This window comes from Desulforamulus ruminis DSM 2154, from assembly GCF_000215085.1.
Taxonomy (GTDB): Bacteria; Bacillota; Desulfotomaculia; order Desulfotomaculales; family Desulfotomaculaceae; genus Desulfotomaculum; species Desulfotomaculum ruminis.
Map to the genome: position 1 here is coordinate 3,301,445 of NC_015589.1, position 20,608 is coordinate 3,322,052.

Below are 20,608 nucleotides of genomic sequence, written 5' to 3' on the forward strand. Positions count from 1 at the left end.
TGTTGAATTATGATTAAAAAAATGGTTGAAAACTTAAAAAATCAGATGGTTCTCAGTGAAGAGGACGTTATTTCTTTTCGTCAATCCATTACCCGGCAATACCCGAAAGCGGATGCAAAAATGCGGGCTGCCCTTTTGGCTGATTATATTCATCAGAAAATTGATCAGCATGTTCCCAAATTTAAGGATCAGGAGCGAGCCCGGATTCGCACCTGCATTTTAAAAAGAGCTCTCTCTTCAGAGACTCTGGCTATTGATGCCGGTGATGTCTTGACCGTATCTCTCCTGTTGTCCGGAAAACAGGAATCCCGCTTAGAAACGGTTTCCAGTTGGGTTAACCATCGGCAGGAAGCAACGGTAAGCCGGGATACCCTGGCCAGTGTGGTTGATTATGTAAACTCTAAGAAGACGGATTTATTTCATTTGGATTTGGATACCGTTCTGCAAGGTTTTTATAAAAGTCAAACACCGGATTGGGATACGGAAAATCCTATGCTGAAAAATAACCCTTGGACCGGCAGCCTTTCGGTGCCATGGCTGGGACAGGCTTTGCCCAAGATGCTGCTTCTTTCATTTTTCCTGTTTTGCCTTGTCCTAATGATGGTTTGGAAAATCGGCTTGCCTGTTTCTTCAAATTCCCAAGCAGCCGTCCTCCCTCCTCCCGAAGAGCCAAACAGCCCCCTGCCTGTTGAATTAAGATATGAGGACTTCAATCACGGAAAACTAAAAACACTCTTAAACAAGAGAAACTCTCTCCTGGCCGACGAGCCTTATTTCTCGGCCATCATTCAAACCGCTAAAAAGCATAATGTCAGCCCCCTGCTTCTGTTTGCCATCACCGGTCAGGAACAGGGTTTTGTTCCGCGCAGCCATCAGCACGCCCGGCAGATTGCCAACAACCCCTTTAACGTATACCGGAGCTGGCAGGAATACAATACCGACATTCACGACTCCGCCAATATCGCCGCGGTAACCTTGATTCATTTAAGCCAGGACAGGCCCCAATCGGCAGATGCCATTTCCTGGATTAACCGGAAATATTCCGAGGATCAGAACTGGCAGACCGGCGTACGGCAAATACTGGAGGAATTAAAAACAGAAACGACGGCTACCGATCGGTAAGCCGTCTCTCTTTTTATACCCATGTATACATGATAAACCCCGGACCAAGGGATCGGCCTGGTCCTGTAAGCATGATATAATAACTTGTAAATCCATTTTAGAAAAGGGGCGATGGGATATGGGCAGCTTGACAAGAATTCTTTGTGAGCGCAGAAGATATACCGAACAATGCTATACCCATGCCCACACCTTTGCCCAGTTAATTCTGCCCCTTCAGGGCACGCTGTGCATTCAGACGGAAATCTACAACGCCGATTTAAAGGATGATCATCTCTTTTTCTTCCCTCCCTTTTGTGATCATACCTTTCATTCCAAGGATCACAATGAATTTTTAGTTTTGGATATCCCTGAATTTTTCCTTTCTCCTCAGGAGATAAAAAAAATCAACGGCGGACTGTATAAATCCCTGGATCCCCGCTGGCAGGCCCTCCGTCTATTAATGTTAAATGAAGCGGATTCCGCACAGGGGCCGGGCGGCATCCACGAGCTTTTTCGTTATGCCTCCCGCCTTTTGCTGGAGGACTGCCTGCCCCCATCCATTCAGTTTATCCATGAGCATTACCACCAAAAAATTACCCTGCAGCAATTGGCGGATCTGGAGCATTATCATCCCGCTTATTATTGCGGCTGGTTTCAGAAAACCACCGGCCAAACACCCATGGCCTACATTAAAAATCTGCGACTCAACAAAGCCAAAGAATTGCTGGCGGAAAGCAGCCTCCCGGTATTGCAAATTGCCCAGGAAGTAGGTTACGAGCACCATTCTACCTTGAGCCGGGTTTTCAAAGAGCAGGAAAAAATATCCCCCGCCGCCTACCGGGAAAGGATGCAAAGATCCGCTAAATAAAACCTGAAAAGCGGTAAAAAAGACCTTCCTCTTTTTAGTTATAATAACTGCATGATCGTACAAAATATGGGGGAATGACTTTGAGTAACCTTTTCAAGGGCGCCATCTACCTATCCTTGGCCGCCAGCATCTGGGGCGGTATGTATGTGGTCAGCAAATTCGCCCTGGACACCATCCCGCCCTTTACCCTTTTGTTTCTGCGTTACTTGACGGCTTCGCTGTTTTTAGTTTTCATTTGCTGGCAGCGCAAGGAACTTACTCTCCCCCGGCAGAACCGGGGCCTTTTGTTTCAAATTGGTTTTATCGGCTACTTTCTTTCCATTGCCGCCCAATTTGTCGGTACAAAACTTTCTTCGGCCCACATGGGTGCGGTGATTACCACCTTGTCTCCGGTCTTTCTTTCCCTATTTGCGGTTTTTCTCTTAAAGGAAAGAATGTCTTTTAAGCAATTGATGTCCATGGCGGTTGCTTTTGCCGGCGTGATGATTGTCATTGGCGGCGGTGGCGGAGACAGTACCCTGGGGGGAAATATCTCCCTGCTGTTGGCAGCCTTGTTCTGGGGCTATTATTCCGTACTGTCCCGCAAGGCTTCCGCTGATCATTCCTCATTGGAAATTACAACCTGGGGGATTCTGGTAGCCACCATCCTGACCCTGCCCACCATCTTTTTTGAATGGCAGGCTTGGTCGATGAAAGACCTGCTGCAAGGACCCATTCTGTTGAGCGTTCTTTACATTGGACTGGTTGCCACCGCCCTGGCCTTCTTTAGCTGGAATAAGGGATTATCCCTGCTCCCTTCTCACCAGGCAGGACCCTTCTTTTTTCTCCAGCCGGTGGTGGGCAGCCTGCTGGGCTGGCTCTTTTTAAACGAGCATTTAACTCCTTCCTTCTTTTTAGGAAGCTTATTCATCCTTGCCGGGGTGTATTTTAACATGAGGCAGCGGGACTAGCGGGCTGTAAGGCCGAACACAACGGTACAAAATAATCCAGCGCCAAAGAAGAAATAAAAAACAATAGAACGCGGATTGTTAAACTTTTTTAAATCCGCGTAATCCGTAGAATCCGTTCAATCCGTGTTCCACTCTTACTCTGGTTGTCCCCCGCAGCTTTGGTCTTTACAGGTACAAGGACTAACCTAAAACAAGTTTACAGGTTGTACTACCAATGACCTAACGCATGTGCTATGATAAAGTGGACAATTACATAGCAGTGTTGGGTGATCCCATGCAAGGGGATTTAAAAGAGAATCGGGTGCAAGTCCCGAACGGTCCGGCCACTGTAAATGGCGAGCATTTTCTAAAATACCACTGGAGTGATCTGGGAAGGTAGAAAAATGCATTGACCCATAAGTCAGGAAACCTGCCTAACACTTAACTGATAACCTCCCGAGGAGAGGTACACAGTTGGGCGCGGCAGCAAACAAAAGCTTTATACTTAATTTTTGTATGCCTGGCAAACCTTAATTCTCCCGGGAGAGTTAAGGTTTTATTTTTTGATTTTATCAAGAAGGAGGGTAGAAATTTTACCGAAGCCCGCTGGCCTAAAGGAGCGGGCAGTCTATTTTATCGCCAAGACCAGTTGCATTTGCAAAGGAGGTATTCTTCTGTCCAGTAAAATTTTATTCCCTGTCATCTTATTGGCCGCACTCTTTCTTTTTATACCGCAACCTGCTTACGCCATGCACATCATGGAAGGCTTTCTGCCGGTTAAATGGTGTCTGTTGTGGGCGGCCCTGTCCCTCCCCTTTATTATCTGGGGCCTTCGGTCCATCCAAAAGGTCCTTCGTGAACAACCCAAGTTAAAAATGCTGTTGGGGGTAGCCGGAGCCTTTGCCTTTGTTCTTTCCGCCCTGAAAATCCCTTCGGTTACCGGCAGTTGTTCACATCCCACCGGAGTCGGTCTGGGGGCCATTTTATTTGGTCCTGCGGCCATGAGCGTCCTGGGCTGTATTGTGCTGATCTTCCAGGCCCTGCTGCTGGCCCACGGCGGCATTACCACCCTGGGCGCCAATGTCTTTTCTATGGCTGTAGTAGGTCCCTTTGTGGCCTACGGTGTTTTCCGTCTGGTAAGAAAATTGAGCGGTCCCCAGTGGCTGGCCGTTTTTCTGGGAGCTTTCCTGGGCGACCTGCTGACCTATGTGACCACCTCTTTCCAACTGGCCCTGGCCTTTCCTGCCGAAGTGGGCGGCCTGATGGCTTCCTTCACCAAATTTATGGGTGTCTTTGCCTTAACCCAAATCCCTCTGGCCATTAGTGAAGGACTACTAACGGTATTAATCTTTAACCTTCTGACCACTTACAGCAGCCAAGAACTCAAAGAGCTGTCCCTTCTAACCAAAAAGGAGGATCTATATGGATACCACCGGTAAGCAAAGCGTTAAAAAAACAGGATTAACCAACTTTATTCTGCTGGCAGCGGTTATCCTCCTGGCCATTATCCCCCTGGTTACCATTCAAGGTGCGGAATTCGGCGGGGCCGACGGTCAGGCGGAAGAAATCATTACCCAGGTAAACCCGGACTACCAGCCCTGGTTTCAACCTCTTTGGGAGCCTCCCAGCGGAGAAATCGAGAGCTTGTTATTTGCTCTGCAGGCTGCCTTAGGAGCCGGTTTCATCTGTTATTTCCTTGGTTATGCCCGTGGGAGGAGACTCCATAAGGATGCTATACATCGATAAATACGCTTACTGCAGTCCCCTGACCAATACCCATCCTTTGGAAAAATTTTGCTTTGCCGTGATCAACATGGTTTTTTGTTTAGCCTCGCCTTCCTTGACGGTTCCCCTGCTGATCCTTTTACTGACGGCGGGGATCCTCATTTTAAAGGGCGGCATTCCTTTGGCCTTTTATCTTAAACTTCTGCTGCTGCCCTTTTCCTTTTTGATCATTGGCACAGCCACCGTGGCCATAACCTTAATTCAGAATTCCGGTTCAGCTCTTTGGGCTATTACCCTATTCGGCGCAACCCTAGGGGTTACCGCTCAGAGTCTGGAAACGGCCATTGGCTTATTTTTTAAATCTCTGGGGGCTGTTTCCTGTTTGTATTTTCTTTCTCTGACCACCCCGCTGCCGGAAATCATCAGCGTCCTGAGATCATTAAAGGTTCCGTCTCTTTTTCTGGAATTGATGAGCCTGATTTACCGTTACATTTTTGTTCTGCTGGAAACCGCCGATCAAATTTATACTTCTCAAAAGGCCCGGCTGGGTTACAGCACTTTGCGGGGCGGCTACCGTTCTTTGGGGCATCTGGTTTCCAATCTTTTTATCAGTTCTTACCGGCGTTCCCTGGATCTTTACACCGCTCTGGAAGCCAGGTGCTACGATGGGGAATTAAAAGTTTTACAGCCCCAATTTCAATTTTCTAAAAAGAATCTGGCAGGAATGGCTATGGTTGAACTTTTTCTGCTGGGTTTACTATTCTTCATTTAAAGGAATTTATCATGTCAACAATTTTAGAAACACGAAACCTCTCTTTCCAATATCCGGATGACACAGCCGCCCTGAAGGACGTCTCCGTAAAAATTGAATCCGGAAAAAAAGTGGCCTTTCTTGGACCCAACGGGGCGGGTAAATCAACCCTTTTTCTGCATTTGAACGGTATTTTAAAACCCAGCCAGGGCAGGATACTCTTTAAGGGCAGGGAAATAAAATACAACCGCTCTTCTCTAATGGAACTTCGCAGAAATATCGGCATTGTCTTCCAGGATGCCGACAGCCAGCTTTTTTCCGCCAACGTCTTTCAAGAGGTTTCCTTCGGCCCCCTGAATCTGGGTTTGCCGGAGCAGGAAGTAAGGGCCCGGGTGACAAAAGCCCTGGCGGATACCGATATTTCCCATCTGGTGCAGAAGCCCACTCATTTTTTAAGCTACGGGCAGAAAAAAAGAGTTTCCATCGCGGGCATTTTAGCCATGGAGCCCTCGGTAATTATCCTGGATGAACCCACTTCCTCCCTGGACCCCTATCACGGGAAACAACTCATGGATTTAATTGATGAGCTTTCCCGGAGAGGAACCACCGTAATCTTATCGACCCACGACATTGAAATGGCCTATGCCTGGGCGGAATCCATTTACGTCATGCTGGACGGAATGATCCTTAAAGAAGGCGTCCCGGAAGAATTGTTTCAGGACGAACCGTTACTGAAAAAAGCAGGACTTTGCAAACCCTTGATCTTAGAAATTTACCAGGAGTTTAAAAAGTGGGGCTATTTTAAGGAAGAAATAAAACCACCCAGAAACAAAAAGCAATTGTCCCAAATCATTGAGGCTTTGGCTCCAACCATAAAGGATTAAAAACATCAAGATAAAACAGAAGGCTATCGTTACGAAGCACGATAGCCTTCTGTTTATTACGGTCATTTAGGCAATTATATTAGCGCACCCTTGATTTCCTGGAATGCCAATGTATAATCATTTTATATTAAGTCTATAGTCTATGTTGAAGAATTCCTAAGAATAACGGGTGTTACTTGCTCATTAATAAACTGGAGTGTTTGGAGGTGTAAATTATGAAAGCTAGTAAATTATACAAAAAGCTGGAGGAGGATTTCGATGTTGCAAACATGAATGATGATTGGAGTTTTATGAATCTTGAAAATGATTTTATTACTCCAGATTTCAAAACGAAATATATGGGTTTGGTTTTAGATAATGCTAAAACTATCAACAAAGTATATACGGCGACCTTTCCAGATAAGGAAATCATTCAGAAGATTATAGATCGTGATGAAACGGATGTCTTGCTGTTTTCTCACCATGCAATGGAATACATTGCGTCGGATGAAGGATTTCCCTTTTATGATATTCCGCTGTCTTATTTGTCGGAAATGAAAAAACGTAGAATTTCTTTTTATATGCTCCACACTCCATTGGATAACTATAGTAAATATTCCACCTCGGTATGTTTTGCAAAGGCTTTAGGACTGAAAATCATAAAACCTTTTTGCCAGTATGATGAGAAAACCAAGGTTGGCGTTATTTGCCGCACCTCACTGGAACGGACCGAGGATTTCGCGGAGCTTGTCAGAAAAACAGTGGGACATGAGGTAAAGCTGTATGAATATGGAGAAAAAACCATAAAGAATGGGTTGGTGGCTATTGCGTCCGGCGGAGGCAGTTATCCCTTTGTCGCTTCAGAAGTTGCAGAAATGGAAATCAATCTTTATCTTACCGGATTTACCAAACCTCTGCCGCATTTTGAACCAACGCTGGAATTTCACAGAATTGCAAAGGATCAGTTCATTAATGTTATTGGAGCGACCCATTATTCTACTGAGAAATTTGCTTGCATAGCAATGGTGGATTATTTCAACAGCTTAGGCTTGGAAACAAAATTTTTAGAGGGAAAATACTCATTGAAAGATTTATAAGGCACCAGTTTAATTCCACGAATAAGCCCCTTGAGCATTGATTCTTGCTCAAGGGGCTTGACTTTATAATTGATAATACTGTCGTTGGCACTGCTATTTAAGTTTTTCTGTTTATTCCTTAGTGGAGGCCTTTGGTATGAATCAATATTTCAAGGCGCTTAACCAGTAATCAAAGATGATGCTTTGACCATAGGTGGTACCCGGCACAGCCCAGCGGGCGTTCAGTTTTTGCCAGGTGGGGGCAATGCCCTGGCTCACCAGGCTAAACCTAGGGTCATAAAGAATCTTGCCGGAAGGCAGGGGATCCCTGGTAGCATAAGCATAAAGATGCTGGATATGCGCTTCCACGCCAATTTCCGGCGTGGCAAAGATAGCCCCGTGCACACCCTCTTCAAACCTCACTCCGTCCGGATCCGCCCCGTTGAAAGGCTCCTGGCCGCTGCACGCGGCGCCGGTAGCCCATAAACCGCAGTAATTATTCTGGTCAGGCTGCACATCCCCGGTAAACTGCCAGTAGTGTGTTTCCTTGGCGGCCTGGCAAAAGGCTAGGTCACCCCTGATGCCATATTCTTTGCCAATTTTAATATAGAGTTCCGCCAGATCCGGTATGGGCACCAGCTCTCGCCCGTATTGCTGCTCCATTTTAATTTTTAGACGGGGAGTCTCAGCAGCAATCCAAGCCCTCAACTGGTCCGCCGTGGCCACCGGGTCTCCCATGATGGTCAGGTCCGCCGTGGCCCACTGGGCTCCTCCGGGAATTTTAAAGGTTGGACTGTACTGGGACAGCAGTGCGGCGGCCTTTTTAAATTGCTCCAACTGCTCTGGACTGAAACCGGATTCATCCTGGTTGAGCAGTTCCTCAGAACTGATCACTCTTCCGTCCAGCAATTTTATATTGGTCCGGTAGCCGGCTAATTCCCGGAGCAACTGGCTGGGAACCGGAGGCGCAGGCTCTATCTCCGGGGACGGCTCATCTTCAGGTTCCGGCTGGGAGACTTCGGGCGCGGAGCTGATTTCCACCAAACGGCGCTGCTGATCCCAGTTTACCTGGCAGCCCAGGGCTTCCCCCACCGCCCGCAAAGGAATCAGGGTTCTCCCGGACTGGATGAAGGGTTTCCCATAATCCTGAGGAATATCAAGAACCTTGCCGTCCATGACAATTTCTACTTCTTTACTTTGCCCGTCGGAACGGCCCGGCAGGGGCGCCACATTGCCGCTGCTGATGATGATAACTTGCTTGGTTTCATTAATAAACTCCACCCGGGCGCCCAGATTTTCACCCACAATCCTCAGGGGTACATAGGTTCTTCCGGACAGTACGATCCCGGGCTGGTCTCCGGGTTGCACAGCGACCGGCGTATTGTTAATGACAATCTCAACATTCTGGCCGGCGGCGGCCATAACCTGTGAAGAAGAAAACAACAGCAACCCCAAACATACGCCGGCGGTTAAAATCCTATTCAAACGAATCGCCAATCATCCTTTCAACATTTTAAATTACGGTCTTTCATTTTTCTGCCCCTAGCATAATAAATCCTGCCTCCGGGGCTATATTTTCGTTAGTTAAGAAATAAGTCCCAGGGCGAAGAAAAAATCCGGCACTATTTTTTACTTTACCAGACCTCGGTTAATGGCTTCCCATAGATACAAAGAGGCCACCGAGCTGTAGGGCGACCAGCGGGTTCCATAGGACTTCATTTCATTGCCGGTGGGTGTTTCGTCCAAGCGGTAAAGCCATTTGACTGCCCTGCGCAGTCCCACATCATCAACAGCCCACACGTTCGACCGCCCCAGGGAGAAAATTAAAAACATCTCCGCCGTCCATCTGCCGATTCCCTTGACCCGGGTTAAAGCGGTCACTACCTCTTCATCGGACAGATGGCAAATCTCTTTAAAACAGAGCTCCCCAGCCAATATTTTTTGCTGCAGATCCCAAAGGTAAGAAACCTTGGCTTTGGACAGCCCGGCACCCTGCAACTGCTCCTCTGTTAACTCTGTCAGGGATTCAGGACCAACCTGTCCGCCGCAAAGATGTACCGTTCGCATCCAGATGGTTTCAACCGCCTTTACGGATAACTGCTGGCCGATGATGGCTCTAGCCAGGGAAGCAAAATAATCTTCCCTTAAAACCAAGGTGTAATCGCCAATCTCTTTGATCAAAGCCGCCAGTCTGGCATCCGAGGCCATAAGGTATTGCACGGCATCCATGTCTTGATGAAAGATCCATTGATTGCTTGCCATTTTCATCTCCTTGTAATGGGTTTATATTGATACATTCCACCCTGCCCTGCAAAAACCTGTATGATTTAATTGCCAGTTTCTCTTCCCTTACCTAGAATATATGGTCCTTTTTCCTGTATCTTAATTAAACAGCATAAATCCGGACGAAAAATAATTTTTGTAATGCTATACTAAGATTAAGTGAACCAAAGCTGCTATCCATTTTTTTATTGGGAGGTTATGGTATGGGTAAGGTATACGCCAAATATTATGGATCCCCGGTTGGGATCATTGAAATAAAAGGCACCCAGGACGGCATTCTCTCCATTCTGTATGTGGATGAATGGGAGGATGGGACGGCAGAAAGGCTGCCCGCCTGTGTGGAACAGTGCGCAGAGCAGCTTGATGAATATTTCAAGGGGCGTCGGACAAAATTCTCGGTAAAGGTGATCCCCCAGGGCACTGACTTTCAAAAACGGATCTGGTCATCACTGCAAGCCATTCCCTTTGGGGCCATCCGGTCCTATCGGGAAGTGGCCGCAGCCACCGGCAATCCAAAGGCCGTGAGGGCTGTGGGACAGGCCAACGGCAAAAACCGTATCAATATCATCATTCCCTGCCATCGCGTGATCGGTGCCCGGGGGGATTTGACCGGATACGGCGGCGGCGTCTGGCGGAAAAAATGGCTGCTGGAACACGAGAAGAAAATAATCCCTGGAGATATAAAATGATCAAGGACTTTGCCGATGAACTGTGGCATGAGATTTTATCCTGCAGTTCCCGTTATCACGGCCTGTTGTACTACGCAGTAAAAACAACCAGGATTTTTTGCCATTTTTCCTGTAAGTCCAAAGTTCCCAACCGGGAAAACGTAGTTGTTTTTGAGAGTTATGATGAAGCCATCGCCCATGGGTTCCGGCCCTGCAAGCGGTGCAGGCCGGACCTGGGATCTTATTACAGCCCTGAAGGCCATCTTATCGGAAAAGCCCGTGATTTATTGGAAACTCATTACGCCAACCCTAAAATTTCGGAAGAAGCAGCCAGCCGGCTTGGGGTCAGCCCCTTTCACTTCCAACGCTTGTTCAAGAAACATACGGGCTGCACTCCCAAAGAGTACGTTACGAAAATAAGAATGGATAAAGCCCAAGAACTTTTGCAGCAAAAGTCCATGGGCACCATGGAAATTGGTTTGGAGGTGGGTTTCAAGACCTTGTCGGCCTTTTTTGAAACCTTTCGTAAGCAAACGGGACTGTCTCCCAAGGAATACCGGAGTCAGTTTAAAAACCCGCCCCCCAAAGAATAGGGAGTCGGTCTCCACCACACTTTGGTCAAAAACTTAAGAAATAAAAGCCAAAGGGCTGATGCAAAGAATTCTTCCAGATTCTTTTACATCGGTCCTTTATTTTTAAAAAAATAATAGAACACGGATTTTACAGATTGCCACGGATCCTCACGGATTTTTAAATCTTTATTTAAAAATCCGTGAGGATCCGTATAATCCGTTAAATCCGTGTTCTATTGTAATTAATCTTTGGCCTGTCTATTTAGCCCTGCAATCTGCGGGTCCAATCCTTTAAGGCCAGCAACAGTTGGGAAATTCCCTTCCGGGACCTCTCATCAGCCAGCTTGCCCTGGGGGTCAAATTTATCGCCTGCCCCCGCAATAAAAACTTCCTTATTTATGGGATGCATGTTCAGAATGACGCACATCTGGCGCAGGTGATACTGGGCACGGGCTGTACCGAAATACCCGGCGGAGGCGCCCATGATGGCCACCGGTTTATCGTTAAGGGGTGATTGGCCCGGGGGACGAGAAGCCCAGTCAAGGGCGTTTTTTAATACGCCGGGAATGGAATAGTTATACTCGGGAGTGGCAATGAGCAGGGCGTCCGCCGCTGCAATCCGCTCTTTAAAAGCCTGTACCGGTTCCGGGAAACCTTCCTTCTCTACATCTTCATTAAAGAGAGGAATGGGGGATAAATCAAAGATCTCCAGGGTGACTCCCTCCGGCAAAAGCTCTTGGGCCGCCCGCAAAGCCGCCCGGTTGTAGGAACCTTCCCGCAAACTTCCGGCAAAACCAAGAATATGGATGGTCATTTTTAAGCCTCCTCAACGTTATTATCTCATTTGGACGAGCTATATATTTCTAAATTTACCACATCCGGTCAGCAATATCCCATTACTTTATTTAAAACGTAGTTGTTTTTTTAGTTTCTTGTCACATTTTAAATCAGGCCTCCGTAAAACTTTTGCCCCAACTACCCTTGTTGCATATTGCAGCTTGCTGCAATATATCGTAAAGTAATGGGTGTACAAAAAAAGCAGAAGCTCTTTCTGAAGATTATTCAGAAAGAATTACAGTCATCCGGCAAAAATAAGGTAAGACAACATCGAATCACAAGGAGAAAAAATGGAAATTAAAGCTTTTAAAAAATTAAAATTATATGGTTTTAACAATTTGACCAAAACCTTGAGTTTTAATATGTACGATATTTGTTATGCCAAAACCCCGGAACACCGGAAAGCTTATATAGAATACATTGATGAAGAATATAACGCGGAGAGGTTAACCAATATCCTAAAGGAAGTATCCAACATCATCGGGGCCAATATTTTAAATATTGCCCAGCAGGATTACGATCCTCAGGGAGCCAGCGTTACCATGCTGATTGCCGAAGGAAAGATGGATTCGGACCAGTCCGAATTTGAAGGGTCCCCTGCTTCCGATGCGGTGGTGGCCCACCTGGATAAAAGCCACATTACCGTCCACACCTATCCGGAAAGCCACCCGGACAAGGGCATCAGTACTTTTCGGGCGGATATTGACGTTTCCACCTGTGGTCACATCTCCCCGTTAAAAGCTCTGAATTACCTGATTAACAGCTTTAGCTCCGATATTGTAAGTATTGATTACCGGGTACGGGGCTTCACCCGGGATGTAAACGGCAAAAAATTTTTTATGGACCATAAAATCAACTCCATTCAAAACTATATTGCCGGTGAAACCCGGGAATTGTACCAAATGATGGATGTGAACATTTATCAGGAAAATATCTTTCACACCAAGATGATATTAAAGGAATTTGATCTGGAAAACTATCTTTTCGGCACCGCCAAGAAAGAATTGCTTCCCGGCGAAAAGAAAAAAATCAAACAAAGGTTAAAAAAAGAAATGGCTGAAATTTTCGCCGGCAGAAATATTCCGAAAGTCTAAGACACAAACCGTCTTTCTTTGGCCATAGGGCACCCCGGAAAACCAACTGCCTGAAATTCTTAATATGAATCCTATCTTTAAACTTTTTAGAGACCTTAACCCGGCGGGTTAAAGGTCTCCTGCATTTCAGGGCCTTTTTAATAAAATACTCTGTAAATAAGCCTTTTCACTAAAAACGATTAGCAATTTTTAGTTTTTTAAATATTTAACTTATTAAAACATTAATTTTTATTAGCTAAAGTATAAATGTCGCTTAACGCTTGAAAATAGACGCATGGCCCATTTATTTCGTCTTTTTGCTCCGGTATAGCAACCTCCTATCAACAATATTCGACAAACGGGGTATTGGATATGTCAATTTAATATGTTATAACTAAATTAAGCCCTTAATATTAAAATGTTGTGTTTTTCAACCTTTTTAAAATGACATATTTCAGGAGGCATCGTTATTTTGTCACAGGAAACACTGGAGATCATCTTTGTCCTTTCTTTTGTCGTTTATTTTCTAGGAGCGGTTCTCCCTCTTATTCTCCGGTATAAACGGAAACTATCGCTGGCACTGGGTTGTTTTGCCGGGGCTCTGGCAAGTTTACTGGGTTTCATGGTAGGGATAGAAACCCTGCTGTCCCCCCTACCCCTTACGATTCATTTAGTAAACATCCTGCCCGGCGTAGATTTTCATCTTTCCATAGACAGGTTAAGCGGCTTTTTTCTGGCTACCTTATCCCTGGTAACCTTCCTGGTTTCCTGTTTTTCATGGAACTATATGAAGTTATACCGTCAAGAAAACCTGGCCTGGTGGTGTTTTTGTTACAACCTCTTTGTCCTTTCCATGAGTTTGCTGGTAACCGTAAACAACGCCATCACCTTCCTCATCGCCTGGGAGCTCATGACGCTGGCCTCCTACTTCCTGGTAACCTTTGAATACCGCCATCAACCGGTACGAAAAGCCGGCTTCAGTTACATCGTAATGACTCATTTGGGAACCGTCTTTATTATCGCCTCCTTCCTCATGATGTCGAACGGCAATGGATGGGATTTCTCAACTTTATCAAAAAATAGCGCTGCCATGCCGGAAATGACAAGGAGCATGGTATTTATTTTTGCCCTGATCGGATTTGGCACCAAGGCGGGAATTGTTCCTCTGCATCTCTGGCTGCCCATGGCTCATCCGGCGGCCCCCAGCAATATTTCCGCCGTCATGAGCGGTATTATGCTGAAGACCGCCATTTATGGCCTAATCCGCCTGGTGTTTGATCTTTTAGGACCGGGACAAGCCTGGTGGGGCGGCGTCATTTTGGCCGTGGGCATTGTATCTTCCCTCATTGGGGTTCTTTACGCTCTGATGGAGCAGGATTTAAAACGCCTGCTGGCTTATTCCAGCGTGGAAAACATCGGCATTATTTTAATGGGCATCGGCACAGGCTTTATTTTTTATTCCTGGTCCATGATGATCCCTGCGGCCATGGCCATGGCTGCGGGAATGTTCCATTTGTTAAACCACGCCATTTTTAAAAGTCTCCTGTTTTTAGGCGCCGGTTCAATTTATTATGCCACCGGCAGCAGGGATACCGAGAAATTGGGGGGGCTAATCAAAAAAATGCCCCACACCGCCATTCTTTTTCTGGTGGGCTCTCTAGCCATTTCGGCTATCCCGCCCTTTAACGGATTTGCCAGTGAATATCAAATTTATCAATCCCTATTAAACCTTTCTTACCTTAAAATATCCGGCTTTTGGAGCATTGGCGCCATTTTAGCCTGTGTGGCTCTGGCCCTGACCGGGGCTTTGGCGGCTGCCTGCTTTATTAAAGCCTTTGGCCTGACTTTCCTGGCCCTGCCCCGGACAGCAAAAGCGGCAGAAGCCCAAGAAGTCCCCTGGCCTATGCGCTTAAGCATGGCGCCCCTGGCGGTTTTATGCCTGGCCCTGGGTATTTTTCCCGGTCCGGTGCTTAATCTTCTTACCGGAATTACCAGTCAACTGGTTGGCAGCCCTCCGATTCCCCAAATTGCCACCTTTAATGCCAATTTGGCCCTGGTACTGCTTATCACCCTGGGGCTGCTGTGGGGAATTACCCGGCTGATGGGCGGCGCTAAAGTAAGACGAACAGAAACCTGGGGTTGCGGCATTGACCTTGACGCCACCATGGAATATAGCTCCGCCTCCTTCTCCCAACCCCTGCGCAGGGTCTATGGAACGTTGCTGCAGCCCCAGCGGCAGATCAGCCTCCGGTTTAAGCAACTGCCCTATTTTGGTTATCACATTACCTTTAAAGAGCCGGTTCGCTCGGTGATTAAAGACTATTTATACAGCCCTTTAAGAAAAATAACCCTCGTGCTTTCAAAAAAGTGGCAGTGTATCCAGAGCGGCAGCATTCATCTCTATCTCAGCTATATTTTTATAACCTTGGTTATTCTACTGCTGTTTAACGAGTAAGGAGCAATGTTCATGGCAAATCAACTTTTTATAACCGGCAGTCAAATCATCCTTCTGCTTTTATTGGCCCCCCTGGTTCAGGGATTCATTAAAAAGACCAAGGCGCTCTTGCAGTGCCGCCGGGGTCCGGGCGTGCTGCAGCCCTATTACGATCTTATGAAATATTTCAGCCGGGAGCCGGTGGTCTCGGAAAATACCTCCTGGCTGACGCAGGCGGCTCCCTATATCTGTCTCACCGCCTATCTGGTGGCCGGCAGCTTAATTCCTTTCTGGACGCATGACAGCCCTGCCGTGGGGGATTTAATCGCTTTTATCTATTTGTTTGCCCTGGCCAGATTTTTTCTGGCACTGGCAGGTCTGGAACCGGCCAGCGCTTTTGGGGGTATGGGTTCCAGCCGTGAAATGATGATTACCACGCTGGTGGAACCGATACTGGTAACCGGCTTGTTTGCTCTGGCCCTGACGGCCGGAACAACAGACTTAAAAGGAATTATGGGGGCCGGACATAATCCTGCCGGCCTGCTGTCTTTTATCGGGCTCATGGTTGTCATTATCGCGGAAACCGGCCGCATTCCCGTTGACAACCCGGATACCCACCTGGAGTTAACCATGGTGCATGAGGCCATGCTGCTGGAGTATGCCGGCAGGCAGGTGGGCCTGCTGCACCTGGCGGCCATGATTAAACAAACGGTTCTCCTAACGCTGCTGGTGCATTTATTTTTACCTCAGCCCGCAGGCCTGCCCCTAGGGTTGTCCCTGGGTCTTATGGCAGGCAAGGTCCTTCTTTTAGGCTTGGTGCTGTCGGTGATTGAAAGTTCCCTGGCCAAGATGAGGCTGTTTAAACTTCCCGAACTGATGGCCGGCGGAGCCGCTTTTTGCCTGCTGGCTGTATTAAGTAATTGTCTATTATAGGAGTGTCTGACATGTTTAATCTTTTAGCCTTTCTTTTTATTATTACCGGGCTTTTAATGCTTGCCGGCCGCATGATCTCCAACAACATTCGCTTATTGGGCATGCAGTCCCTGGTCTTAAGCATCATTGCTTTTTATCTTGCATTTTCGGGCGGCATGGACGGACATATGCTGGTGGTGGGCCTTCTTACTCTGCTGGTAAAAGTGATTGTACTGCCCCGGGTTCTTTTAAATCTGGTGGAGAAACTCAAAGTGAACCGGGAAATTTCCCTGTCCATCGGATTGGTTCCTTCCACCTTTATCGGCTTAATCCTGATCGGTCTTACTTACGCTTACGTGGTACCGGTATTATTAAAAGAGGTCCAGGTGGGAAGCCATCTTTTATCCGCCGCCCTCTCCACGGTTTTACTGGGCTGCTTCTTTATGATCAGCAGACGTTCTGCCTTTAGTCAACTCATGGGTATTGTGGTGATGGAAAACGGGTTGTTTCTGTGCGCCATTGCCGTTACCGGCGGAATGCCTTTAATTATTGAGCTGGGTATTTTCTTCGATCTTTTGGTGGGAGCCCTGGTAATGGGGATGATGACGCATCAAATCAAGGGGTCCTTTGAAACTCTGGACACCAAATATTTAAATAAATTAAAAGGATGAACGTTATGCTGTATCTTTTATTATCCATACCCTTTTTTACCGGCGTTTTATGCTGGCTCTCCCTGCCGCTGAAGTGGCTGGAAAGGATCAATGTCCTCGGTGCTGCCCTGACCGGAGCCCTGGCTTTTTATGCCGCCCTGGGGGTCTTCCGGGAGCAGTCCTTGGCCCATGCCGGTTCCTTACTGGTCATTGATGAACTTTCGGCGGTGCTGGTTTTTATTATTGGTATGGTGGGAACCCTCTGCTGCCTATATTCCGTCCAGTATCTCCGGACCGATTTAAAGAACGGGGAATTGACCGAGAATAAAATCGGAAGATTTTTTGGACTACTTCACTTTTTTATCGCCACCATGTATCTCTCGGTACTGGCGGATAATTTGGGGCTGATGTGGGTAGCCATCGAAGGAACCACCATTGTCTCCGCCCTTTTGGTAGCTTTTTACGGTCATAAAGCCGCCCTGGAGGCAGCCTGGAAATACATCATCATTTGTACTGTGGGCATTGCCTTTGCCATGCTGGGAATTATTTTAACTTTTTATGCCGCCCGGGAAATATTGGGCTCCGGTGATATCAGCCTGAGCTGGCGTTCCCTCTACCCTGTGGCTGCCAGTCTGGATCCATCGGTGATGAAGTTAGCCTTTATTTTTGTTTTGGTGGGTTATGGCACCAAAGCCGGCCTTTTTCCTCTCCATACCTGGCTGCCAGACGCCCATAGCCAGGCCCCCTCTCCGGTCAGCGCTTTGTTATCGGGGGTTTTGCTGAATTGCGCTATTTATGCCATTGTCCGTTTTCATCTGCTGACTTCCCTGTCCGCAGGCAGCGGTTTTTCCGGCCACCTGTTAATGATTTTCGGCCTGATCTCTATGGCCGCAGCGGTCCCTTTTATTTTGGTCCAAAAAGACATTAAACGGTTACTGGCTTATTCCAGTGTAGAACATGTGGGCATTATTGTCTTGGGTCTAGGTCTGGGAGGCGTCCTGGGCTACACCGGGGCCATCCTGCACCTGATAAACCATGCTCTGGCCAAATCCGCTTTATTTTTAACCGCCGGAACCTTAACCCAAAAATATAACAGCAAGCTGATTGCCCGCATTCAGGGCATCGGCCAATTACTGCCCATTACAGGCACCTTGTTTATGGCTAGTTTGCTGGCCATTGGCGGGGCTCCCCCCTTTGGCTTATTCTTCAGTGAGTTGACCGTGGCCACCCGGGGATTCCATTCCGCGGGAGTGCTGCTCGGCTTTTTGTTTTTAATGGTCATTGCCATTGTCTTTGCCGGACTGGTGTATTTTGGCGGCAAAATGTATTTCAGCGACACTCCCAGCCGGTTTTTCAAGGGAGAATCCCTTACCGCCAGTCATCTATTAATTTTGCTGCCCATCGGGCTGCTTATCTTTCAAGGGATCTATATGCCCCAGACGGTACAAGAGCTCATTGATCAAGTGGTTCAATTTATAACTGTTGGAGGTGGTGTAGCCAATGTCTAGTGACGTCTTATGGAGGGAAATTCAAAAACATCCTGAACTGGACGTGACCCAAGTAAGTTCTTTGGGCGGGGCAAAAACCTGGAAGCTGGGCGTTCCGCTGGAAAAGCTCCCTGAAATAACCGGCAGTTTAAAGGAAATGGGCGCTCGCCTGCTCACTTTATCGGCCATTGATGAGCGAGAGCTAAACCGGCATTTTGCCCTGTGTTCGGCCTTTGCCCTGCCTTTAGAAAACACCCTGGTTGAAATCCGGGTGCTGTTGGACGGCGCAAACCCCCGTTACCCCTCCGTTACCATGGACTTCCCTTCCGCTCACTGGCTGGAAAGGGAAGTCAAGGATATGTTCGGAATCGTCCCGGAGGGGCATCCGGATCTGCGCCGGGTTGCTGTTCATCCCGACTGGCCCGGAGACCTTTTCCCCTTGCGAAAAGATTTTATCAGCGGAACCAAGGTACCAAGGGTGCCGGGAAAAATGGAGTTTTGCCCCGTGGAGGGGGAAGGGCTTTACCAGGCTCCGGTGGGCCCCGTCCATGCAGGAATTATTGAGCCGGGGCATTTCCGGTTCTTCACCTTCGGTGAAGACGTAATTAATTTACAGGCCCAATTATTTTATACTCACCGGGGGATTGAGAAAACAGCGGAAGGCATGCATTTTCTGGACGCCGCCCTGGTGGCTGAAAGAATCTGCGGCGTTTGCTCCGCCTCCCACGCCGCTTCCTACGCCCAGGCCATTGAATCCCTGGCGGACGTAGCGGTCCCCGGGAGGGCCCGGTTTATCCGTAGCATTTTATTGGAAATGGAGCGCCTGTACAACCATGTGGGCGACATTGGAAACGTATGCGCGGGAATCGGATTTTCCTATGCCATCAGCCGGGGCGCCCTGCTAAAGGAACAGTTGATGAGAATGAACCTGCGCCTGACAGGTCACCGTTATTTAAGGGGAACCATCCTTCCCGGAGGGGTTACTGGGGAGCTGAAGGATTTACCGGTCATCATGAAGGAACTGGAGCGCCTGCAAATGGATTTAAAAGAATTGACCACCATTATGCTCTCCTCCCAGTCCCTGCTGGACCGTATGCACACCACCGGCATTCTCACCCGGGAAACCGCTGCCACGCTGGGCGCGGTGGGACCGGCGGCCCGGGCCTCCTCCATCGACTGTGACCTGCGCCGGGATCTGCCCTATGCGGCTTATAACCAACTGAGCTTCCAGATACCGCTGCAAACAGGCGGGGATGTGCTTTGCCGTTTGAAACAACGTATTGACGAATGTGAGCAGTCTTTTAGCATTTTAAAACAGTCCTTTAAACATCTGGCCCGGGAAGAAGGTCCCCTGTGCGTGGAAGTCCCTTATCTGCCTCCTTACCAGACCGCCGTAGGCTACAGTGAATCGGCCAGAGGAGCCAACGTCCATCTGGTTGTAAGCGGCCCGGACAACACCCTCTTCCGTTATATGGTGCGCTCCGCTTCTCACTGCAACTGGCCCGTCGTTCCTCTTTGCGTTCCCGGCAACATTATTCCCGACTTTCCTTTAATTAACAAAAGCTTTGAATTATGTTACGCCTGCCTGGACCGGTAGAGAAGGGAGATCTATGCTAAAGCTTATCGAAGGTTATCTCAAAACAAAAATTGTGACCGAGGACATCCATACCCGGGACAACCTCTCTTTAACCAGGGGACTGCCGGTGATTGATCAAAATCGCTGTCGACCCGGCTGCCAATTGTGTGCAGCCGCCTGCCCCACCGGAGCAATGGTGGAAAAGCAGGTGGCAGCCAAGGCCTGTATTTACTGCCACCGCTGCCGGAATGCCTGTCCGGCGGGCGCCATTGCAACCACCAGCCCGCCGCTGATTTCCGGGGCACCGGAGTTATTGCAGGAAACCCTGCGGGAGCGGATTAAAAAAATATGCAGAAAATCCCTGCATATCCGTTATGTGGACACGGGTTCCTGCAATGGTTGCGATTTTGAAATCAACTCCTTAACCAATCCTTTTTATGATATTCAGCAATACGGCATTGATTTTGTGCCCTCGCCCCGCCATGCGGATATGCTCATCGTAACCGGCGTGGTCACCCGCAATATGGAGATTGCCTTGAAAAAGACCTATGAAGCCTGCCCCAAACCCACCCTGGTGGTGGCCGTGGGAGCCTGCGCCTGCGGTGGGGGCATGTTTAAGGATGCTTATGCCGCCGGAGGGGGTGTTGACCAACATCTGCCTGTGGATGTTTATATTCCGGGCTGTCCGCCCACCCCGGCCTTAATTTTGGAGGGCATTTTAAAGGCGGTTAACCGGATTTAGTGGGCAACTGGCCGTATGTATCCCTTCAAAATAATGCTTTTAAACGTAAACTGCCCTGGAG

General features: G+C 48.0%; 20 protein-coding genes and 1 riboswitch. Of the genes, 17 read left to right on the forward strand and 3 right to left on the reverse strand.

All coding sequences use genetic code 11. From position 1 onward, the window contains the following. The first annotated feature begins 9 nt into the window (after positions 1 to 9). From DESRU_RS20010 to DESRU_RS16400, 8 genes are all read left to right on the forward strand, one after another. Positions 10 to 1,122 (forward strand): glucosaminidase domain-containing protein, encoded by a 1,113-nt coding sequence (locus DESRU_RS20010; protein WP_013843198.1) that lies wholly within the window; start codon positions 10 to 12, stop codon positions 1,120 to 1,122. A 118-nt stretch (positions 1,123 to 1,240) separates the two neighbouring features. Next, entirely contained in the window at positions 1,241 to 1,969 is a 729-nt protein-coding gene (locus DESRU_RS16370; protein ID WP_013843199.1) for a helix-turn-helix transcriptional regulator, read from the forward strand. A gap of 74 nt (positions 1,970 to 2,043) precedes the next feature. Continuing rightward, a complete protein-coding gene (locus DESRU_RS16375) occupies positions 2,044 to 2,919 on the forward strand; it encodes a DMT family transporter (protein WP_041275460.1) in 876 nt (291 codons plus the stop codon). Positions 2,920 to 3,166: 247 nt separating this feature from the next. Further along, a riboswitch (cobalamin riboswitch) is annotated at positions 3,167 to 3,350 on the forward strand. Between the two features lie 297 nt (positions 3,351 to 3,647). Next, positions 3,648 to 4,337, forward strand: a complete 690-nt coding sequence (locus DESRU_RS16380) for an energy-coupling factor ABC transporter permease (RefSeq protein ID WP_081462082.1) — start codon at positions 3,648 to 3,650, stop codon at positions 4,335 to 4,337. Then, a complete protein-coding gene (locus DESRU_RS16385; protein WP_013843202.1) occupies positions 4,321 to 4,644 on the forward strand; it encodes an energy-coupling factor ABC transporter substrate-binding protein in 324 nt (107 codons plus the stop codon). Before DESRU_RS16380 ends, DESRU_RS16385 begins: the two co-directional genes overlap by 17 nt. Next, complete coding sequence (gene cbiQ / locus DESRU_RS16390) at positions 4,628 to 5,395, forward strand: cobalt ECF transporter T component CbiQ (protein WP_013843203.1); 768 nt, start codon at positions 4,628 to 4,630, stop codon at positions 5,393 to 5,395. The genes DESRU_RS16385 and cbiQ overlap by 17 nt, the downstream gene beginning before the upstream one ends. A gap of 11 nt (positions 5,396 to 5,406) precedes the next feature. After that, positions 5,407 to 6,258 (forward strand): energy-coupling factor ABC transporter ATP-binding protein, encoded by an 852-nt coding sequence (locus DESRU_RS16395; protein WP_013843204.1) that lies wholly within the window; start codon positions 5,407 to 5,409, stop codon positions 6,256 to 6,258. Positions 6,259 to 6,473: 215 nt separating this feature from the next. Further along, the gene (locus DESRU_RS16400; protein WP_013843205.1) at positions 6,474 to 7,334 is read left to right on the forward strand and encodes a Nif3-like dinuclear metal center hexameric protein; all 861 of its coding nucleotides are present in this window, start codon (positions 6,474 to 6,476) and stop codon (positions 7,332 to 7,334) included. A 141-nt stretch (positions 7,335 to 7,475) separates the two neighbouring features. Here DESRU_RS16400 and DESRU_RS16405 read toward each other — a convergent pair whose 3' ends face one another. Together DESRU_RS16405 and DESRU_RS16410 are read right to left on the reverse strand one after the other, a co-directional pair. Next, positions 7,476 to 8,798 carry a stalk domain-containing protein gene (locus DESRU_RS16405; protein WP_013843206.1) on the reverse strand — a complete coding sequence of 441 codons (1,323 nt, stop codon included), beginning with the start codon at positions 8,796 to 8,798 and terminating at the stop codon, positions 7,476 to 7,478. 144 nt (positions 8,799 to 8,942) lie between these two features. Beyond that, the gene (locus tag DESRU_RS16410; RefSeq protein WP_013843207.1) at positions 8,943 to 9,575 is read right to left on the reverse strand and encodes a DNA-3-methyladenine glycosylase family protein; all 633 of its coding nucleotides are present in this window, start codon (positions 9,573 to 9,575) and stop codon (positions 8,943 to 8,945) included. Between the two features lie 224 nt (positions 9,576 to 9,799). Here DESRU_RS16410 and DESRU_RS16415 point away from each other — a divergent pair, with 224 nt between their 5' ends. Then, positions 9,800 to 10,285 (forward strand): methylated-DNA--[protein]-cysteine S-methyltransferase, encoded by a 486-nt coding sequence (locus tag DESRU_RS16415; protein WP_013843208.1) that lies wholly within the window; start codon positions 9,800 to 9,802, stop codon positions 10,283 to 10,285. Then, entirely contained in the window at positions 10,282 to 10,857 is a 576-nt protein-coding gene (locus tag DESRU_RS16420) for a bifunctional transcriptional activator/DNA repair enzyme AdaA (RefSeq protein ID WP_013843209.1), read from the forward strand. Before DESRU_RS16415 ends, DESRU_RS16420 begins: the two co-directional genes overlap by 4 nt. A gap of 241 nt (positions 10,858 to 11,098) precedes the next feature. Here the strand turns inward: DESRU_RS16420 and DESRU_RS16425 are convergent, their stop codons facing one another. Next, positions 11,099 to 11,650 (reverse strand): NADPH-dependent FMN reductase, encoded by a 552-nt coding sequence (locus DESRU_RS16425; RefSeq protein WP_013843210.1) that lies wholly within the window; start codon positions 11,648 to 11,650, stop codon positions 11,099 to 11,101. Positions 11,651 to 11,963: 313 nt separating this feature from the next. Here DESRU_RS16425 and speD point away from each other — a divergent pair, with 313 nt between their 5' ends. The 7 genes from speD to nuoB all read left to right on the forward strand — a co-directional run bounded on the left by speD (position 11,964) and on the right by nuoB (position 20,547). Beyond that, a complete protein-coding gene (gene speD / locus DESRU_RS16430; RefSeq protein ID WP_013843211.1) occupies positions 11,964 to 12,767 on the forward strand; it encodes an adenosylmethionine decarboxylase in 804 nt (267 codons plus the stop codon). A 451-nt stretch (positions 12,768 to 13,218) separates the two neighbouring features. Further along, the gene (hyfB, locus tag DESRU_RS16435; protein WP_013843212.1) at positions 13,219 to 15,201 is read left to right on the forward strand and encodes a hydrogenase 4 subunit B; all 1,983 of its coding nucleotides are present in this window, start codon (positions 13,219 to 13,221) and stop codon (positions 15,199 to 15,201) included. Between the two features lie 12 nt (positions 15,202 to 15,213). After that, positions 15,214 to 16,113, forward strand: coding sequence for a respiratory chain complex I subunit 1 family protein (locus DESRU_RS16440; RefSeq protein ID WP_013843213.1), 900 nt, complete (start codon positions 15,214 to 15,216; stop codon positions 16,111 to 16,113). Positions 16,114 to 16,124: 11 nt separating this feature from the next. Further along, entirely contained in the window at positions 16,125 to 16,763 is a 639-nt protein-coding gene (locus tag DESRU_RS16445) for a hypothetical protein (RefSeq protein WP_013843214.1), read from the forward strand. Between the two features lie 5 nt (positions 16,764 to 16,768). Continuing rightward, on the forward strand, positions 16,769 to 18,250 hold the full coding sequence (locus DESRU_RS16450; protein ID WP_013843215.1) for a hydrogenase 4 subunit F: 1,482 nt from the start codon (positions 16,769 to 16,771) through the stop codon (positions 18,248 to 18,250). Further along, on the forward strand, positions 18,243 to 19,826 hold the full coding sequence (locus tag DESRU_RS16455) for a hydrogenase large subunit (protein WP_013843216.1): 1,584 nt from the start codon (positions 18,243 to 18,245) through the stop codon (positions 19,824 to 19,826). Before DESRU_RS16450 ends, DESRU_RS16455 begins: the two co-directional genes overlap by 8 nt. A 13-nt stretch (positions 19,827 to 19,839) precedes the next feature. Further along, entirely contained in the window at positions 19,840 to 20,547 is a 708-nt protein-coding gene (nuoB, locus tag DESRU_RS16460; protein ID WP_013843217.1) for an NADH-quinone oxidoreductase subunit NuoB, read from the forward strand. Positions 20,548 to 20,608: the final 61 nt, after the last annotated feature.

Bases quoted from the DNA above. Each gene is read 5' to 3' on its own strand.
- DESRU_RS20010 (WP_013843198.1), top strand. From the start codon at position 10: ATGATTAAAAAAATGGTTGAAAACTTAAAAAATCAGATGGTTCTCAGT.
- DESRU_RS16370 (WP_013843199.1), top strand. From the start codon at position 1,241: ATGGGCAGCTTGACAAGAATTCTTTGTGAGCGCAGAAGATATACCGAA.
- DESRU_RS16375 (WP_041275460.1), top strand. From the start codon at position 2,044: ATGACTTTGAGTAACCTTTTCAAGGGCGCCATCTACCTATCCTTGGCC.
- DESRU_RS16380 (WP_081462082.1), top strand. From the start codon at position 3,648: ATGCACATCATGGAAGGCTTTCTGCCGGTTAAATGGTGTCTGTTGTGG.
- DESRU_RS16385 (WP_013843202.1), top strand. From the start codon at position 4,321: ATGGATACCACCGGTAAGCAAAGCGTTAAAAAAACAGGATTAACCAAC.
- cbiQ (WP_013843203.1), top strand. From the start codon at position 4,628: ATGCTATACATCGATAAATACGCTTACTGCAGTCCCCTGACCAATACC.
- DESRU_RS16395 (WP_013843204.1), top strand. From the start codon at position 5,407: ATGTCAACAATTTTAGAAACACGAAACCTCTCTTTCCAATATCCGGAT.
- DESRU_RS16400 (WP_013843205.1), top strand. From the start codon at position 6,474: ATGAAAGCTAGTAAATTATACAAAAAGCTGGAGGAGGATTTCGATGTT.
- DESRU_RS16410 (WP_013843207.1), bottom strand. From the start codon at position 9,575: ATGGCAAGCAATCAATGGATCTTTCATCAAGACATGGATGCCGTGCAA.
- DESRU_RS16415 (WP_013843208.1), top strand. From the start codon at position 9,800: ATGGGTAAGGTATACGCCAAATATTATGGATCCCCGGTTGGGATCATT.
- DESRU_RS16420 (WP_013843209.1), top strand. From the start codon at position 10,282: ATGATCAAGGACTTTGCCGATGAACTGTGGCATGAGATTTTATCCTGC.
- DESRU_RS16425 (WP_013843210.1), bottom strand. From the start codon at position 11,650: ATGACCATCCATATTCTTGGTTTTGCCGGAAGTTTGCGGGAAGGTTCC.
- speD (WP_013843211.1), top strand. From the start codon at position 11,964: ATGGAAATTAAAGCTTTTAAAAAATTAAAATTATATGGTTTTAACAAT.
- DESRU_RS16440 (WP_013843213.1), top strand. From the start codon at position 15,214: ATGGCAAATCAACTTTTTATAACCGGCAGTCAAATCATCCTTCTGCTT.
- DESRU_RS16445 (WP_013843214.1), top strand. From the start codon at position 16,125: ATGTTTAATCTTTTAGCCTTTCTTTTTATTATTACCGGGCTTTTAATG.
- DESRU_RS16450 (WP_013843215.1), top strand. From the start codon at position 16,769: ATGCTGTATCTTTTATTATCCATACCCTTTTTTACCGGCGTTTTATGC.
- DESRU_RS16455 (WP_013843216.1), top strand. From the start codon at position 18,243: ATGTCTAGTGACGTCTTATGGAGGGAAATTCAAAAACATCCTGAACTG.
- nuoB (WP_013843217.1), top strand. From the start codon at position 19,840: ATGCTAAAGCTTATCGAAGGTTATCTCAAAACAAAAATTGTGACCGAG.